Source organism: Azospirillum brasilense (assembly GCF_005222205.1).
GTDB lineage: Bacteria > Pseudomonadota > Alphaproteobacteria > Azospirillales > Azospirillaceae > Azospirillum > Azospirillum brasilense_G.
The window spans coordinates 104,691-123,075 of record NZ_CP032348.1 but is presented as its reverse complement, the minus strand read 5'-3'; the positions used below and the strand labels follow the sequence as shown (position 1 = coordinate 123,075).

5 protein-coding genes are annotated in these 18,385 nt (G+C 68.7%); all 5 read right to left on the bottom strand.

Annotated elements, in window-relative coordinates; translation table 11 throughout:
- Positions 1-4: 4 nt before the first annotated feature.
- On the bottom strand, positions 5-13,918 hold the full coding sequence (locus D3869_RS34165) for a Calx-beta domain-containing protein (RefSeq protein ID WP_247896045.1): 13,914 nt from the start codon (positions 13,916-13,918) through the stop codon (positions 5-7).
- A 507-nt stretch (positions 13,919-14,425) separates the two neighbouring features.
- On the bottom strand, positions 14,426-15,046 hold the full coding sequence (locus D3869_RS26385) for a NapC/NirT family cytochrome c (protein ID WP_014200142.1): 621 nt from the start codon (positions 15,044-15,046) through the stop codon (positions 14,426-14,428).
- Positions 15,043-15,525 carry a nitrate reductase cytochrome c-type subunit gene (locus tag D3869_RS26380; RefSeq protein WP_035682930.1) on the bottom strand — a complete coding sequence of 161 codons (483 nt, stop codon included), beginning with the start codon at positions 15,523-15,525 and terminating at the stop codon, positions 15,043-15,045. The genes D3869_RS26385 and D3869_RS26380 overlap by 4 nt, the downstream gene beginning before the upstream one ends.
- An 11-nt stretch (positions 15,526-15,536) precedes the next feature.
- Positions 15,537-18,047: a nitrate reductase catalytic subunit NapA gene (gene napA, locus D3869_RS26375; protein ID WP_137142723.1), complete on the bottom strand. Its 2,511-nt coding sequence runs from the start codon at positions 18,045-18,047 to the stop codon at positions 15,537-15,539.
- A gap of 44 nt (positions 18,048-18,091) precedes the next feature.
- Positions 18,092-18,385 (bottom strand): chaperone NapD, encoded by a 294-nt coding sequence (locus tag D3869_RS26370; protein ID WP_040138283.1) that lies wholly within the window; start codon positions 18,383-18,385, stop codon positions 18,092-18,094.

The following is an 18,385-nucleotide window of genomic DNA, read 5'->3' as shown; positions in this document are numbered from 1 at the left end:
CGTTTTACGAGAACCAGGAGTCGGTGACGCCGGTCAGGCCGACCACGGTGATGGTGCTCTTGTCGGACAGGGTGAAGACGGTGTTCTTGCCGACGGTCTGGGCGCTCGCCTTGATGTCCGCGATGCTGATGCCGGCGATCGCGAAGCCAAGGATGTCCTCGTCCGGGTTGAACTCGAACACATAGTCGTTCCCGCCGCCGAGCGTGAAGGCGAAGATGTCCTTCCCCGCACCGCCGATCAGCCAGTCGTCACCGCCGAAGCCCCAGAGCACGTCGTCACCGGCCCCGCCGAACAGCGTGTCGTTGCCGTCCTCGCCGACCAGGGCGTCGTTGCCGTCGCCACCGTCGATCAGGTCGTTGCCCGCACCGCCGCCGATCAGGTCGTTGCCCGTGCCGCCGAGGATGGAGTCGTTGCCGTCCCCGCCCACGATGGTGTCGTTGCCCGCGTCGCCGGTCAGCAGGTCGTTGCCGTTCATACCGAACACAACGTCGTTGCCGTCACCGCCGATGGCGGTGTCGTTGCCGTCCTCGCCCATCAGCCAGTCGTTGCCGGCGTCGCCGCTGAGCAGGTCGTTGCCATTGCCGCCGCCGACCACATCGTCGTCGTCACCGCCCAGAAGCGTGTCGTCGTCGTCGCCGCCGTGGAGGGTATCGTTGCCCGCGTCGCCGGCCAGCAGGTCGCGCCCGGTGGTGCTGGCCACCACGTCGTTGCCGCCGCCGCCGCGGGTGATGTCGTCGCCCGGGCCGAGGTTGATCACCTGGGCGCTGTCGTCACCGATGGTCAGGCTGTTGCCCTCCCCGCCGGTGAAGGTGCCCTGGCCGACCAGCACCGCGAAGTCCACCTGGTTGAGGACGACCGAACCGCCGGGGTTGCCGCCCATGTTGATGATGAGCGCTTCGCGCGGCGCACCGGCGGTGGCGGTGCCGGTGATGGTGACCGGCCCCGGGCCCGTCGGGGTCAGCGTGCGCAGCGTCATCGCCCCGGTGGCGCTGGCGGCGAAGGTCGCCAGCTCGCTCCGGATCGCCGTGGTGCGGCTGTCCGGCAACAGGGCGGCGAGCATGCCGGCGAAGACGCCGGCCATCTGGCCGCTCTCCACCGTGGACTGCGGGCCATAGGCGGTAAGGCGCCCGCCCGCCGCCACGTTGGCCTGAAGGAGCGGGGCGTTGCCCGAGTCCTGCATCAGCGCGACGGTCACCCCGTCCCGGTTGCCCTCCGGCACCGCCTGGGCGAGGCCGGTCTCGACGAAGGCGACATTGACGCCGGTCGGGGCGCTGCCCGTCCGGGTCTGGACCACGACGCCATTCACCGTCTCGTCGCCCACGGGCTTGGAACCGCCACCCGCGTTGTTGCCGGTCGCCACGTCGTCGTTGCGGATGGTGCCGGTTGCCGCACCCACGCCAATCACGGCGCCGATGGCGTCGTACAGCGTGACCGTGAAGGTCTCGTCGGACTCCACATCCCGGTCGCCCTGGATGTAGACGGAGACCCCCGCGATCGGTTGCCCCGGCATGAGGGTGATCGTGCCCCGCGGCAGGACATTCCCGACGAAGTCCGCGGCATTGGCCGGAGCGGCGCCGCTGCCCGTAACCGTGTAAGACACGGTGACCGGGGCGCTGAGGAAGTCGCCCGAGCGGGCGATCACGAAGGACAGCTCCGTCGTGCCGTCGTTTCCTTCTGCAACGATGCCGCTGCTAGCACTCGAGATGTACAGGCCGGACGGATCGGACGGCGGCGGTGCCGTGTTCTTGATGACCCCCGTCGCCACCGCGGTGCCGAGGGTGGCGCCGTTCGGGTTGGAGAGCGTGACCGTGAAGGTCTCGTCCGCCTCGTTCAGCGCATCCGTCGCGATGGCGATCTCGACGGTCTTCGTCGTCTCGCCGGCCGCGAGGCTAATGGTGCCGGTCGGGAAGGCGTTGCCCAGGAAATCCGCCGCGGACGCCGCGTTCGGCCCGCTGCCCGCCACCGTGTAGGTGACGCTGACCGGGTCGAGGGCGTTGTCGCTGCGGGTGATGGTGAAGGTCGCCTTGGCGTTCGCCCCCTCCTGCACGATGGCCGAGGCCGCCGCGATGTCCAGGCGGGGAGTGAGCGCGCCGTCGTCGTTCTCGATCGTCACGGTCGCCCGCGGCGCCGCGATCACCGCCTGGGTGGCGGCTCCGGCCTGTTGCGACAGGGTGACGGCGAAGGTCTCGTCGGTCTCCGCCACCGCGTCGCCGGCCACCGCGACGGTGATCGTCGCGGAGGTCTGCCCGGCGGCCAGGGTCACCGTCCCGCTGGGGAGCTGACCACCGAAGTCCGCGGCGTCCGCCGCCCAGGTGCCGAAGCCCGTCACGGCGAAGTCGAGCACGAGATCGGCGCTGGAGTCGCCCGTGCGGTAGACGTCGAAGACGACGTTCGTGCTGCCGCTGTTGCGCTCCGTCACCGTGGCGGTGCGGGCCGCGATGGTGATGACCGGGGCGGCGGGCGGCGCGTTCGACGTGTTGGACTGCTGCGTCGGGGCGTTGGTCTGCGTGGCCCCCTTCAGGAAGCTGGCGTCGCCGGTCAGCGCCACGTCGAGCAGGGCCGCCTGCCGCAACGCCGGATCGGTGATGCCGGCGGCGTCCAGCAGGGCCTCCGCCCGCTGGCGCAGCGCCTCGGGCAGGGCGTCCACCGACAGCACCTGCCGCGGGAAGCTGCGGTCGGTGTAGGTCGCCGTCGTCTCGCCCTGGCCATAGTCGAACAGCGAGGTCTGCTGCGTCACCCGCCAGCCGTCGGCGTAGCTGCCGTACAGCACCGCATAGTCGATGGGCTGCGACAGCACCGTGCCGTCGGCCAGCGCCAGATCGTTGGAGGCGTCGCCGTCGAGGTTGCCCATCAGGCCCTCGATCGACCCCGCCGCACGGCTCGGCGACAGGTAGAGCTGAAGGTCGACGCGGTCGGCCTCGACCGTGACGATGAGCTGCTCCTGGTTCGAATAGACGATGGTGTAGACGTTGCCGGAGCGGAAGATGTGCCCGTCGCCGACGGCGAGCGACCCGGTGGCGTCCGGAATGTCCGTCGCCACCCCGTCGATGCGCAGCGGGTGGGCGGAGTCCTTCGCGTTGATGGACACCCGCGCCGCGCCGATCTTCGTCGCCACCGCCGTGTTGATCGACACCGCGTCGCCCAGCGCCGCGGTGCGGAGCTGCACGATCCGCTCGTCACCCGACTTCGCGTTGACGTAGGTGAACTCGCCGACCGCCTGGAAGCTGTAATAGAAGCCGTCGAAGGTCACCAGATGCGGGTCGCCCCAGTTGGCGCCCGGACGGAAGCCCGGCGGCAGCGGCGGCGCCTGGTTGTCGTCGTTGAGGACGGTGCCGGTCGCCTGGCGGTTGCCCAGCTTGATGTTGGAGCCGTCCGCCGGGTTGGCCAGCGTCACCGCGAAGGTCTCGTTCGCCTCCGCCACGGTGTCGCCCAGCACATCCACCGAGATGGTCTTGCTGGTCTCGCCCGCCGCGAAGGTGACCGTGCCGTCATAGGGCAGGAAGCCGCCCGCCAGATCGCCGGCGCCGACCGGGTTGCTGCCCGTGCCGGCCACCGTGTAGCCGACCGACACCGCGCTGGTCGTGTCGCCGGAGCGGGTGACCGTGAAGGTGAAGCGGGTGGTTCCGCTGTTGCCTTCCGCCTTCGACAGCTGGCCCGGCTCGATGGCGACGACCGCCGGCAGGACGTTCGACGCCGTGCCGCCGGTCATCTCGAAGCGCCACAGGCCGTTCACGCCCGTGTTGCCCGCCGTGGTGTCGAGGGCGAGCATCCCCGCCTCGCTGCCCGACTGCGGCAGGATGAACAGGCCAGCCGTGTCGCCGTTGCCGGCGGTGTAGCCGGCCCGCGCGACCGCGTTCCCGCCGGTCTGCGCCCAGTTGACGGACTCGTAGCGGAACTCCGCGTCGAAGTCCCCGGTCTGGCGCCCGGTGCCGCCGGCGGCGTTGGTCAGGACGAGCTGGAAGGCGTTGCGCGCGCCGTCCGCGCCGCCGTTGGCCGCCACGTCGTCCCAGGTGATGACGATGGTCCCGGTGACCGGGTCGAGGTCGTAATAGACCCGGTTGGTGCCCTGCGAGGTGCCCCCCGGAGTCGCCGCGCCGGTGCCGCCCCGCGTGTCCACGTCGGACAGGAAGGGCGCGATCATCGCCGGGGCCGTCGCCGACAGCGCGCCGGCCGACGGACCGGCGGCCAGCGGCGCGTCGAAGGAGATGCTGCCGTTCGTGTTGATGTAGAAGCCGGTGTAGACCTTGCCGAAGACGTTGATGCCGTCGGCGAAGACCGACCGGATGTCGATGAAGGCGCTCGACCCGTCGTTGCTGCGGTCCAGCTCGTTCTCGCCGAAGCCGGCGGTGCCGCCCAGGCCGCTGATCAGCCGCGCCCCGACGGCGGAGGCCGGCGTCAGATCGACCGTCTGGTCGGTGAAGCGCAGCTCCTCCACCGCGGTGATGCGGGCGACGCCGTCCGCCTTGGTGCCGCGGGCGTGGGTGACGGTGATCGTCCCGCCGTTGTTGACGATGTCGTAGTTCGCCTTCGCGTCGGTGAAGACCACCGCGTCGAGTCCGGCGCCGCCGTTGATGTCGTCGGTGCCGCCGCTGGCCAGGAACAGGTCGTTGCCGTCGCCGCCGTTCAGCGTGTCGTCGCCGGCCCCGCCGTTCAGCGTGTCGTCGCCGGCGTCGCCGGACAGCAGGTCGTTGCCCAGACCGCCGTCCAGGCTGTCGTTGCCCAGACCGCCGGACAGGCTGTCGTTGCCGCCGTTGCCGGACAGCCGGTCGTCGCCGGCCTGGCCCATCAGCCGGTCCGGCGTGTCGCCGCCGCTCAGCGTGTCGGCGTTGGCGGTGCCGGTCAGGTCGAGGCCGTTGGCCCGCACGAGGACGCCGGCGCTGCCCTCGGCCTCCTGCAGTTCGTGGAAGCCCGCCAGCGTCAGGGTGGCGTCGGCCACGCCGTCGCCGTTCGCGTCGAACAGCAGCTGGGTGGTGGCGCCGCCGGAGGTGACGAAGCGGAAGCCGACCTGGGCGCCGCCCGACTGGGCCACGGTGCCGGTGAAGGGACCGCTGCCGACGAAGGTGAAGGGAATACCCGACAGGTCGATGCGGTCACCCGCCGCGAAGTCGGTGATGCGGTCGCCGTTCGCCTCCGCCACGCTGGCGTAGCGGAAGGTGTCGTTGCCCTCGCCGCCGCTCAGCACGTCCTCGCCGGCCCCGCCGGCCAGCGTGTCGTCGCCGGCGCCGCCATAGAGGAAATCCGCACCGCCGAGGCCGTCGAGACGATCGTCGCCGGCCCCGCCGGTCAGCGTGTCGGACGCCGCGCCGCCGGTCAGCGTGTCCGCGCCGTCACCGCCGGTGGCGGAGATGGCGGTCACGCGGACCAGGACGCCGCTGTTCGACGGATCGGCGGCCAGCGCGTGGGTGCCGGCCAGATGGATGACGCGGTCCGCCACGCCGTCGCCGTCGATGTCGAACTGGAGATCGGTGGTCGCGAAGGCGCCCGTGCCGGATTGGACGTAGTTCACCGCCACGCCGGAACCGAAGCGCTGGGAGAGCGGTGTGGTGCCGAGGAAGCTGGCTGACAGGCCGGAAATGTCGATGCGGTCGCCGGTGGCGAAGTCGGTGATCAGATCGCCGTCGATGTCGGTGGCTCGGGCGAAGACGAAGGTGTCGTTGCCGGCGCCGCCGGTCAGCTCGTCGCGGCCTTCCGACCCAACCAGCGTGTCGTCGCCGTCGCCGCCGGACAGCGTGTCGCCGCCGGCACCGCCGGTCAGGCTGTCGCTGCCGGCACCGCCGGTCAACGTGTCGCTGCCCTCGCCACCATCCAGCGTGTCGTTGCCGTCGCCACCGTCCAGCCGGTCGTCGCCGCCAAGCCCTTCCAGCCGGTCGTCGCCGCCCAGGCCGGACAGGCTGTCGGCGCCGTCGCCGCCGGACAGCGTCTCGGCGGCGGCCGTGCCCGTCAGGGTCCTGTTGGAGACGCGGGCCAGGATGCCCGTGCCGTCCTCCCGCAGGGCATGGGCGCCGGCCAGTTCGATCACGGAGTCCGCGATGCCGTCGCCGTCGCCGTCGATCTCCACGCGGGTGCGCTGCTGGCCTTCCGCACCGGTCACCGCGACGCGGATCTGAGCCGGGCCGAGATTGACGGACGAGCCGGTGAAGGCGTTGCCGCCGATGAAGGTGGCGTTGAGCGCCGACAGGTCGAGACGGTCGCCGTCCGCGAAGTCGGTGATCCGGTCACCCGCGGCGTCGCCCACGGTCAGCACGCGGAAGGTGTCGTTGCCGGCACCGCCAGTCAGCGTGTCGGCCCCGTCGCCGCCCAGCAGCGTGTCGTCGCCGTCGCCGCCGTCCAGCCGGTCGCGACCGGCCCCACCCGTCAGGCTGTCGTTGCCGACGGCGCCCTCCAGCGTGTCGTCACCGGCCCCGCCGGTCAGCGTGTCGGCGGCATCCGTGCCCTCGAAGCGCTGGCTGGCGGCGCGGACCAGGACGCCCGGCGCCTGCGGATCCACGTGGAGGACATGCTCCCCGGTGATCTCGATGCTGCGGTCGGTCTGGCCGTCGCCGTTCAGATCGATGTCGAGCAGCGTGTTCCGGAAGCCCGGCTCGCCCACCGCCGACAGGCGGATCTGCGCGCTCCCCGTGCCGCTGAAGGCGGAGGTGCCGATGAAGGCAGCGTTCAACGCCGACAGGTCGATGCGGTCGCCGTCCGCGAAGTCGGTGATGCGGTCGCCCGCGATGTCGTCCGCGGTGAAAACGAAGGTGTCGTTGCCGGCACCGCCCGTCAGACGATCGGTGCCCGCACCGCCGACCAGCGTGTCGTCGCCGTCGCCGCCGGACAGCGTGTCGTTGCCGACGCCGCCGGTCAGGCTGTCGTTGCCGCCCGCGCCGGACAGGCTGTCGCGCCCGGCGCCGCCTTCCAGCGTCTCGCCCGCATCCGTCCCGCTGAGGACGAGATCGTCCACGCGGACCAGGATGGCGGGGTCACTGGGCGTCGCGATCAGCGTGTGCGTGCCGGACAGGATGATCATCCGCTCGCCGATGCCGTCGCCGTTCATGTCGAAGACCAGCCGGGTTTCGGCCAACGGGCCGCTGCCGACGATGACGGCGTTGACCTGGGCCGGGCCGGGCTGTGCGACGCTGCCGGTGAAGGCTGCGGTGCCGATGAAGGTGACGTTCACGTCGCGCAGGTCGATGCGGTCGTTGGGTCCGAAATCGGTGATGCGGTCGCCGTCGATGTGGCCGGCCCGGTTGAAGCGGAAACTGTCCCGCCCGGCTCCGCCGGTCATCAGGTCGCCGCCCGGGCCACCGTTCAGCGTGTCGTTGCCGTCGCCGCCCTCCAGCGTGTCGATGCCGTCGCCGCCGATGAGGGTGTCGTTGCCGGCCCCACCGATGATCAGGTCGTTGCCATAGTCACCGCTCAGCGTGTCGTTGCCGTCATCGCCAATCAGCGTGTCCGGACCGGAGGCGCCGGTCAGGCTGTCGTTGCCGGGCGTGCCGGTCAGGGCCTTGCCGTATTCGGTGATGAGGACGCCCGGCGTCCCCGCCATCTCGACCAGAGGCACCACGCCGTTGAGCCACATGCCGACGTCGGCCACGCCGTCGCCGTTGGAGTCGAGAACGACCGTCGTGGTGTCCGCGCTGTAATAGACGCGCAGTTCGGCGCCGCCCGGATTGGACACGCTGCCGGTGAACGCGCCCTCGCCGAGGAAACGCGCGTTCAGCGCCGACAGGTCGAGTTGGTCGCCGGGGCCGAAGTCGAGGATGCGGTCGTAGTTCATCTCCGACGCGGAGCCGACGACGAAGCGGTCGTTGCCCGTGCCGCCTTCCAGTATGTCGGCGCCGTCGCCGCCGGTCAGCACGTCGCCGCCGGTGCCGCCTTCCAGCGTGTCGGCGCCATCGCCGCCGATCAGCACGTCGTCGCCGGTGCCACCCTGGAGCAGATCGTTGCTGCCCAGGCCCGCCAGCGTGTCGTTGCCCGCACCGCCCGACAGCGTGTCGCGGCTCGGACCGCCCGTCAGGCTGTCGTTCCCGTCGGTGCCGGTCAGCGTCTGGGTCGGAACGCGGACGAGCACGCCCGGCGCGTTCGGATCGACCTTGAGATCATGCTCGCCGACGATCGTGAAGTAGGTGTTGATCCACCCGAAGCCACTGTAGGAGACCTCGACACGGGTCACGCCGCCGGAGATGACCGAGCGCACCTGGACCGGACCGCCGCCGTTGGGATACAGGGTGAACTCCGCGGAACCGATGTAGAGCGGGTTCAGCGCCGACAGGTCAATGCGGTCGCCATCCGTGAAATCGGCGATGCGGTCGCCGTAAAGGTCGTTGCCGCTGGTGAAGCGGAAGGTGTCGTTGCCGTCCCCGCCGAAGAGCTGGTCGGACCCGGCCCCGCCGTCCAGCGTGTCGTCGCCCGCACCACCGCGCAGCAGGTCCGCCCCCGCCCCGCCGAGGAGCAGGTCGCTTCCGGTCCCGCCGTCCAGGCTGTCGGCGCCGCCGAGGCCGGACAGCGTGTCGTCGCCGGCCCCGCCGGACAACGTGTCGCTGCCCGCACCGCCTTCCAGCGTGTCGTTGCCGCCGGTCCCGGTCCGGACCGTCTCCGGCGCCCGGATCAGCACGCCCGGCGTGTTCGGATCGACGATCAGGGCGTGCGCGCCCGACAGGACAATACGGCCGTCGGTGATGCCGTCGCCGGTCAGGTCGAAGTCGAGCTGCGTGTCGTCGCCCGACATGCTCAGGCGGACCTGCGGCGCTCCCTTCTGCTGGAAGGTCCCGGTGAAGGGCTGTTCGCCGATGTAGGTGACGTTCAGGGCGGACAGGTCGATGCGGTCGCCGGCGGAGAAGTCGGCGATGCGGTCGCCGGCAAGCTGGCTGGCCTCGGTGAAGCGGAAGGTGTCGTTGCCTTCGCCGCCGATCAGCAGATCGGCCCCGTCGCCGCCCACCAGCGTGTCGTCGCCGGCCCCGCCGTCCAGCACGTCGCCGCTGCCCAGCCCGTTCAACAGGTCGTTGCCGCCACCGCCCCACAGGCTGTCGAAGCCCGGACCGCCGGTCAGCGTGTCCGCCGCCTCGGTCCCGACGAGGGAGCGGTCGGCGACCCGCACCAGCACGCCCGGCGTGTTCGCAAGCTCCTCCAGCGCGTGGGCGCCGGTCAGGGTGATCCAGTGGTCGGCGACGCCGTCTCCGTTACTGTCGAACTCCAGCACCGTGCTGCCGACGTCGGTCCGATAGCGCACCTGCGCCGGGCCATAGTTGGGATAGCTGCCGGAAAAGGCCCGGTCGCCGATGAACTGGACGCCCATCTCGGACAAGTCGATCTGGTCGCCCGGACCGAAGTCGGTGATGACGTCGTTGCCGACGTCGCCGATTCCGTCGAACCGGAAGACGTCGTTGCCCGCCCCGCCGGTCAGGATGTCGCGCCCGGTGCCGCCGTCCAGCGTGTCGTCGCCGTCGCCGCCGTTCAGGCTGTCGGCACCGCCCATGCCGCGCAGCAGATCCTTGCCCGCCCCGCCGCTGATGGTGTCGAGCCCGGCGCCGCCGTTCACCTCGTCGTCGCCCGCCGTGCCGGTGAGCGTCCGGTCGGGCACGCGCACCAGGATGCCCGGCGCGTTCTCAAGCTCCTCCAGGACATGGATGCCGGTCAGGGTGACGGTGCGGTCGGACAGGCCGTCGCCGTTGCTGTCGATCTCCAGCACCGTGCTGCCGTTGAGATCGGTGCGCAGGCGCACCTTGACGCCGCTGCTCCCCCAGGGGCCGTCTTCGCCGACATAGGTCGCGTTCAAGGCCGTCAGGTCGATGCGGTCGCCCTGGGCGAAATCGGTGATGGTGGTGTCCGAGTAGATGGAATAGGCGCTGTTGGTTCCGCCAACGGTCATGGCTTTGATGCGGAAGGTGTCGTTGCCGCCACCACCGCTCAGTGTGTCGAAGCCGACCCCGTCCTCCAGCAGGTCGTCGCCCGCCCCGCCGGACAGGCTGTCGTTGCCGGCGAAACCGCGCAGCGTGTCGTTGCCGGCGCCGCCGGACAGGGTGTCGCGGCCCGCCCCGCCATTCAGCTCGTCGTCGCCCGCCGTGCCGCTCAGCGTCCGGTCGGGCACACGCACCAGGATGCCGGGCGCATCCGCCAGCTGCTCCAGCACCACCCCGGTGGGCAGATGGATGTACCGGTCGGCTTGGCCGTCGCCGTTGGAGTCGATCGCCAGCATGGTGGTCTGGCTGCTCTGGATCAGGATGACCTGGGCCGGCCCCCGGTTGACGATGTTTCCGGTAAAGAAGCCTGTGCCGAGGTAGGTGGCGTTCAGACCGGTCAGGTCGAGGCGGTCACCGACCGAGAAGTCGGTGATGAGGTCGGAACTGAAGATTGTGAAGCTGTTGGAATTCTCTTCCGCCACGAAGCGGAAGGTGTCGTTGCCCGCCCCTCCGGTCAACGTGTCGTTTCCGGTGCCGCCGTCCAGCGTGTCGTCGCCCTCGTCGCCGCTCAGGCTGTCGTTGCCAGCCAAGCCGAGCAGGAGGTCGTTGCCGGCACCGCCGGCGATGGTGTCGCGCCCGGCGCCACCGCTCAGCGTGTCAGCGTTCGCCGTTCCGGTCAGGGAACGGTCGGGTGCCCGCTCAAGGACGCCGGGCGAACCATCCACCGCCTGCAGCCCGTGCAGGCCGTTCAGCGTGATGGTGCGGTCGTAGAACCCGTCACCGTTGCTATCGATTTCCAGGACGGTGACGGTCAAGTCCTGGCGGAACCGCACCTGCGCCGGGCCCTTGTTGCCGTTGGTGCCGGTGAAGGCGGCGTCACCGATGAAGTTCGCACCCAGACCGGTCAGGTCGATGCGGTCACCGCTCGCGAAGTCGGTGATGATGTCGCCGGCGGCGTCGGTCAGGCTGGAGAAGCGGAAGACGTCGTTACCGGCCCCACCGGTCAGGCTGTCGCCGCCGGCCCCGCCGTCCAGCGTGTCGTTGCCGAACCCGCCGGACAGGCTGTCGTTGCCGGCCATGCCGAGCAGAAGGTCGTCGCCGTTGCCGCCGTTGATGGTGTCGCGTCCGATGCCGCCGGTCAGCGTCTCGCTGGCATCCGTTCCTTCCAGAACCTGCTGGGGAACATGCTCGAAGACGCCCGGCGACCCGGCCACCGGCTGCAACGCCGGCCCTCCGGACAAGGACAGGATACGATCGGACTGGCCGTCGCCGTTGGTGTCGATCTCCAGAAGCGTCGCGCTGCCTTCGTAGCGGACGCGGATCTGCGCCGGCCCGTTGCTTCCATAGCTGCCGGTAAAGGCGGATTCGCCGATGAAAGCGGCGGTCAATCCGGTGATTTCCAACCGGTCGCCGGGAACGAAGTCGGTGATGATGTCGCCGTCAATGTCGGTGATGGCGAAGCGGAAGGTGTCGTTGCCCAGGCCACCGGTCAACACATCGGCCCCGGCGCCGCCTTCCAGCGTGTCGTCGCCCTCACCGCCCACCAGACTGTCGTTGCCGGACAAGCCGCGCAGCAGATCGTTGCCGGCCCCGCCGCTGATGGTGTCGCGCCCGGCCCCGCCGCTTAGGGTCTCTCCGGCATCCGTTCCGGTGAGCGTCTGGTCCGCCGCCCGCTCGAACACGCCGGGCAAGCCATCCACCTGTTGGAGGGGAGGGGCGCCGGTCAGGTAGACGATGCGGTCGGTGGAGCCGTTGCCGTCTTCGTCGATCTCCAGCGACGTCTGCCCGCTGTACATGCGGACGCGGATCTGCGCCGGTCCTTTGTTCTGCGGGGTGCCGCTGAAGGCCGCATCCCCGATGAAGGTGGCCCCCAGCGCCGTCAGGTCGAGCCGGTCGCCAACCGCGAAATCTTCGATGACGTCACCGTTGGCGTCACCCAGGCTGGTGAAGACGAAGGTGTCGTTGCCAAGCCCGCCCTTCAGGGTGTCGGTCCCGGCGCCGCCCTCCAGCGTGTCGTCACCGTCGCCGCCCATGAGGCTGTCGTTGCCGCCAAGGCCGCGCAGCCGGTCGTTGCCGGCCCCGCCGTCGATAGTGTCGCGCCCGGCGTCGCCGGTCAGCGTCTCGCCCGCCGCCGTGCCGAGGAGCGCCTGGCCCGGCACCTGCTCGAACAGGCCGGGCGAATTGGCCACCTCCCGCAACGCCGGTCCGCCGTTCAGCGTGATTCTGCGGTCGATGTTGCCATCACCGTCGCTGTCGATGAGCAGGACCGTGCTGTAGGGATCGGTGCTCAGGCGGATCTGCGCCGGCCCCTTGTTCGGGTAGGTGCCGGTGAAGGCGGCTTCGCCGATGAAGGTGGCACCGAGCGCTCTCAGGTCGAGGCGGTCGCCCTGCGCAAAGTCGGTGATGTTGACGTAGCCGTAATCGGACGTTCCGGAGAAGAGGAAGGTGTCGTTGCCCAGGCCGCCGGTCAGCGTGTCGGACCCGCTCCCGCCGTCCAGCGTGTCGTCGCCCGCTCCGCCATTCAGGACGTCGTTGCCGCCCAGGCCGCGCAGCCGGTCGTTGCCGGCCCCGCCGTTGATGGTGTCGGCGCCGCCGTCGCCTTCCAGCACGTCGTCCATGTCCGTGCCGGTGATGAGCATGTCCGGCACCCGCTCCAACAGGCCTGGGGTGGACGCCACTTCCCGCAGCAGGGGCGAGCCATCGATGGTGATGGTCCGGTCGGCATAGCCGTCGCCGTTGCTGTCCACCTCAAGAGCGTTTCCGGAGGTTGTGTTCAGGCGGACCTGCGCCGGCCCTTTGTTCGCGGAGGTTCCGGTAAAGGGACCGGTGCCGATGAAGGCGGCGCCCAGGGGCCGCAGATCGATGCGGTCGTCGTGCGTGAGGTCGGTGATGCGGGTGTACTGATAGCTTCCGCCGATGGGGACTGGAGTGATGAGGAAGACGTCGTTGCCCGCCCCGCCGGTCAGCGTGTCGCTGCCGGAGCCACCGTCCAGCGTGTCCTCGCCCAGACCGCCCATCAGACTGTCGTTGCCGTCATTGCCACGCAGCAGGTCGTTGCCGGCCCCACCGTCGATGGTGTCGCGTCCGGTGCCGCCCTCCAGCGTCTCGCCCTCCGCGGTGCCGGTGAGCGACTGGTCCGGGACCCGCTCGAACAGGCCGGGGGAACCGGCCACCGCCTGCAAGCCGGGCGAACCGGCGATGTAGATGGAGTAATCGTTGAAGCCGTCACCGTTGCTGTCGATCTCCAGCGTGGTGTTGGCCATGTCGGTGCGCACGCGCACCTGCGCCGGACCATGGGCGGCGTTCGTCCCGGTGAAGGCCCCCTCGCCGATGAAGGTGGCGTTCCAGGCCGACAGATCGATGCGTTCCCCCGGCGCGAGGTCGGTGATCCGCACCTCGTTGTAGCCCATGGTGGCGGGCTTGGAGATCACGAAGGTGTCGTTTCCCAGGCCACCCGTCAGCGTGTCGTTTCCGGTGCCGCCGTCCAGCGTGTCGTCGCCGTCACCGCCGCTCAGGCTGTCCTTGCCGGCGAAACCGCGCAGCAGGTCGTTGCCGTCGCCGCCGCTGATGGTGTCCGGACCGCCAGCGCCTTCCAACGTGTCCGCCGCGGCGGTGCCCGTGAGCGACTGGCCAGGCGTGGCCTCCAGCACGCCGGGCAAGCCATCGACCTGCCGAAGGACGACGGAGCCGGTGACGTAGATGGAACGATTGGGGAGGCCGTCGCCGTCGCTGTCGATCTCCAAAACCGGACCGGTGAAGTCGGTGCGCGTGCGAATCTGCGCCGGCCCCTTGTTCTGCGGGGAGCCGGTGAAGAACCCATCGCCGATGAAGGTCGCGTTCAACGCCGACAGGTCGATGCGGTCGCCTGGGGCGAAATCGGTGATCCAGTCGTTGCTGATGTCGCTCAGGCTGGAGAAGCGGAAGGTATCGTTGCCCGCACCGCCGGTCAGGACGTCGTAGCCGCCGTAACCGTCCAGCGTGTCGTCGCCGTTACCGCCCGTCAGCGTGTCGCTTCCCGAAGTGCCAGTCAGCTCGGACATCGAATACCCCGTTCGAAAGAAATTTCTTCTACTTTCCTCCTACCTTTGTGCGAATGTCATATCAACTTCTAGTTTTTCAAATGATTTGCAAATCATCTTAAAATTAAAAACGTGTAATCCTGTTTGTTTTTGAGATGTCACCTATGCTGCAAAGCATGCGATTAAGAAACACCCCGTGCATTTCCCAAAATCGGTGACTGCATTTAATCCTTGTAAAACATCTTATGCGGCAACATGTCGCATCACAATTCTCGTAAAAACAAGACCTTAGAGTTATCCCCACAACGTCATGAGGACCCTCCCCTCCGCAACGGCCGCAGTTTTTCTTCTTATAAGACATAACCAATCATGAAAAACAACTTCGACAGTACATCAAAGCATGAAAATTGCGTCACAAGTCGAGCAGCGCTCCTTAATAGATTATCGGAATGGATAATCCCCGAAACGACTTCGGCCTCCCCGCCTTGGGGCGGAGAGGCCGATGAAAAGACCCGATCCTCGGATGGTTCACTTCGCCGATACGGTTCCGGTCCAGCCGGGCTCGACGCCCTTCATGTCGGGAAGCCGGTGGGCGATGCCCTTGTGGCAGTCGATGCAGGTCCGCTCGCCGGTGAACAGGTAGGTCTCGTGCATCTTGGCCGCCCGCGGGTTCTGGCGGGTGATGTCCATGGATTCCGCGCTGTGGCAGTTGCGGCATTCCAGGGAGTTGTTGGATTTCAGCCGGTCCCATTCGTGGGTGGCCAGTTCCAGCCGCTTGTCGAGGAACTTCTCGCGGGTGTCGATGGTGCCGAAGATCTTGCCCCAGACCTCCTTCGACGCCTGCATCTTGCGGCCGATCTTGTGCGTCCAGTCGTGCGGGACGTGGCAGTCCGGGCAGGTGGCGCGCACGCCGGAGCGGTTGGTGAAGTGGATGGTCTGCTTCAGCTCCTCGTAGGGGTTGTTCTTCATCTCGTGGCAGGAGATGCAGAAGGCCTCCTTATTGGTGACCTCCAGGGCGGTGTTGAAGCCGCCCCAGAACATCACGCCGGCCAGGAAGCCGCCCAGGGTCAGGAAGCCCAGGCTGAAATGCACGCTGGGCCGCGAGAAGACGCGCCAGAAACGTCCGGCGAAGCTCAGAAGGCCCTTCATTTGGCGCCTTCCTTTCCGCCCGCCAGGATGCTGTCGATGTCGCGGAAGCGGTTGCCGGTGATCGGCTGGGCGTCGGTCTGCGGCACGTGGCACTGGGTGCAGAAGTAGCGCCGCGGGCTGACCGCGCCCAGCGTCTGGCCGTCGCGGTCCTGGAAGTGGGTGACCGAGATCATCGGGGCCTGCGAGCCCTCGGTGTTCTTGCGGTCATGGCAGGTCATGCACTTGTTGATGTTCAGGTCGATCTGGTAGTCGCGGATCGCGTGCGGGATCAGCGGCGGCTGGTCGGCGTAGTTCCGCGCCCGCTTGTGATCGTCGGTGATCTCCTTCGCCATCGGGTCGGCGGGGATCTCCTGGGTGATCGGGTGCGGGCCGGAGGGAACCTTCGCGGGGGCGGCCCCGTCCGCGGCGAACACGCCGGACACCAGGAGCGGCATGGCCGCGGCCAGCGCGAGGGCGGCAAAGGTGATGCGGGTCTTCATGGACGGGCTCCTCACGCGACGGGAATGATCTTGACCGCGCATTTCTTGAAGTCGGTCTGCTTGCTCAGCGGGTCGGTGGCGTCCAGCGTCACCTTGTTGATGAGCACCGTGTGGTCGAAGAAGGGCACGAAGACGAGGCCCCGCGGCGGCTTGTTGCGGCCCCGCGTCTCGACCCGCACCCGCACCTCGCCGCGGCGGGAAGCGATGCGCACCTCCTGCCCGCGCCGCAGGTTCAGGTCCTTGGCGTCGTCGGGATGGATGAAGACGACGGCGTTGGGGAAGGCCTTGCGCAGCTCCGGGACGCGCAGAGTCATGGAGCCGGAGTGCCAATGCTCGACCACACGACCGGTGCAGAGCCAGAACGGGTAGTCCTTGTCCGGCGATTCCGCCGCCGGCTCATAGGGCAGCGCGAAGATGTTCGCCTTGCCGTCCTTGTTGCCGTAGAAGCGCACGCCCTCGCCCGCCGGGACGTAGGGGTCGAAGCCCTCGCGGTAGCGCCACTTGGTCTCCTTGCCGTTCACCACCGGCCAGCGCAGGCCACGCTCCTGGTGGTACATGTCGTAGGGGGCGAGGTCGTGGCCGTGGCCGCGCCCGAAGGCGGCGTACTCCTCGAACAGGCCCTTCTGGACGTAGAAGCCGAAGGCCTGCGACTCGCGGTTCTCATAGGCCGGGTCGCAATCGGTCAGCGGGAAGGCGTTGACCTGACCGTTGCAGTACAGCACGTCGTACAGGGTCTTGCCGCGGACCTCCGGCTTCTTGGCGATCAGCTCCTCCGGCCACACCTCCTCGATCTTGAAGCGCTTGGAGAACTCGATGATCTGCCAGAGGTCGGAGCGCGCCTCGCCGGGCGCGCCGACAAGCTGGTGCCAGACCTGGGTGCGGCGTTCGGCGTTGCCGTAGCCGCCTTCCTTCTCCACCCACATGGCGGTCGGCAGGATCAGGTCGGCGGCGAGCGCCGTCACCGTCGGGTAGGCGTCCGACACGACGATGAAGTTTTCCGGGTTCCGGTAGCCCTGGTAGGTCTCGTTCGCCGTGTTCGGCGCCGTCTGCATGTTGTTGTTGCACTGGACCCAGTAGGCGTTGAGCTTGCCGTCCTTCAGCATGCGGTCCTGCTGAACGGCGTGGTAGCCGACCTTGTCAGGGATCGTGCCGTCCGGCAGCTTCCAGATTTCCTCGGCGTGGTGCCGGTGTTCCGGGTTGGTGACCACCATGTCGGCGGGCAGCCGGTGAGCGAAGGTGCCGACCTCGCGCGCCGTGCCGCAGGCCGACGGCTGGCCGGTCAGCGAGAAGGGGCCGCAGCCCGGCTGGCTGATCTTCCCGGTCAGCAGATGGATGTTGTAGACGAGGTTGTTGGCCCAGACGCCGCGGGTGTGCTGGTTGAAGCCCATGGTCCAGAAGGACATGACCTTCACCTTCGGGTCGGCGTACAGCTCGGCCAGCGCCTCCAGCCGGTTCTTCGGCACGCCCGACAGTTCGTGCGCCTTCTCCAGCGTGTAGGGCTCGACGAACTTGGCGAACTCCTCGAAGGAGATCGGGTCGGACTCGTTGGCCTTGGCGACGTTCTTCGCCTTCTGCTCCAGCGGATGCTCGGGCCGCAGGCCGTAGCCGATGTCGTCGCGGCCGCGCTTGAAGTTGACGTGCTTGGCGATGAACTCCTGGTTCACCCGGCCCGTCTTGATGATGTGGTTGGCGATGTAGTTGAGGATCGCCAGATCGGACTGCGGCGTGAAGACCAGACCGATGTCGGCGAGGTCGAAGCTGCGGTGCTCGTAGGTGGACAGGACGGCGACCTTGCAGCCCTCATGGGTCAGCCGGCGGTCGGTGACGCGGGTCCACAGGATGGGGTGCATCTCCGCCATGTTGGAGCCCCACAGCACGAAGGCGTCGGCCTGCTCCATGTCGTCGTAGCAGCCCATCGGCTCGTCCATGCCGAAGGTGCGCATGAAGCCGACCACCGCCGACGCCATGCAGTGGCGGGCGTTGGGGTCCAGGTTGTTGGAGCGCAGGCCCGCCTTCATGAACTTGGAGGCGGCGTAGCCTTCCATGATCGTCCACTGGCCGGAGCCGAACATGCCCACCGCGGTCGGACCCTTCTTCTTCAGGGTCTCCTTCCACTTGGTGGCCATGATGTCGAAGGCCTGGTCCCAGCTGATCGGGGTGAATTCGCCTTCCTTGTGGAACTGGCCGTCCTTCATGCGCAGCAGCGGCTGGGTCAGCCGGTCCTCGCCGTACATGATCTTGGACAGGAAATAGCCCTTCACGCAGTTCAGGCCGCGGTTGACCTCGGCCTTCACGTCGCCGTGGGTGGCGACGATGCGCCCCTCCTTCACGCCGACCATGACGCCGCAGCCGGTGCCGCAGAAGCGGCAGGGGGCCTTCGACCAAGTGAGCTTGGCGTCGGCGCCGGCCGTCAGGGTGCCGGCCTCGGCGGGCTGGATGACGGACGGCAGGCTCACACCGGCCGCCGCCGCCGCGGTCACGGCGGCTTGGACCTTCAGATAATCACGGCGGGTCAGGGACATAGGGGGGTGCCTCCTGGGGCGGGTCGTCTTTTCTTGGACGGACGTCAATGGGCGTGGGGGACGAGGGCGGTGTCGGCGGGCATCGGCTCCGCGCAGCGCTCGGCGTCCTCGTAGTGGTGGTAGACCAGCGTGGTGGTGTGGACGCCCGCCATGGCGTTGATGTCGGCGATGCGGTCCAGGACCTCGGCCTCCGTCGCGGTTTCCAGCGTGACGATGGCCTTGCCGTTCTCCGACGCGTGCCAATCGGCGCCGTCGAGCGCGCGGACGACCTCCTTCAGGGCGGCGGTGCGGTCAGGCGCGTGCTGGATGACGAGGCTGGAAATGTGCAGTTCGGGCAT

What these genes read in the sequence shown, in the direction of transcription:
- D3869_RS34165 (WP_247896045.1), bottom strand. Translation starts at nt 13,918, where the DNA reads ATGTCCGAGCTGACTGGCACTTCGGGAAGCGACACGCTGACGGGCGGT.
- D3869_RS26385 (WP_014200142.1), bottom strand. Translation starts at nt 15,046, where the DNA reads ATGAAGGGCCTTCTGAGCTTCGCCGGACGTTTCTGGCGCGTCTTCTCG.
- D3869_RS26380 (WP_035682930.1), bottom strand. Translation starts at nt 15,525, where the DNA reads ATGAAGACCCGCATCACCTTTGCCGCCCTCGCGCTGGCCGCGGCCATG.
- napA (WP_137142723.1), bottom strand. Translation starts at nt 18,047, where the DNA reads ATGTCCCTGACCCGCCGTGATTATCTGAAGGTCCAAGCCGCCGTGACC.
- D3869_RS26370 (WP_040138283.1), bottom strand. Translation starts at nt 18,385, where the DNA reads ATGCCCGAACTGCACATTTCCAGCCTCGTCATCCAGCACGCGCCTGAC.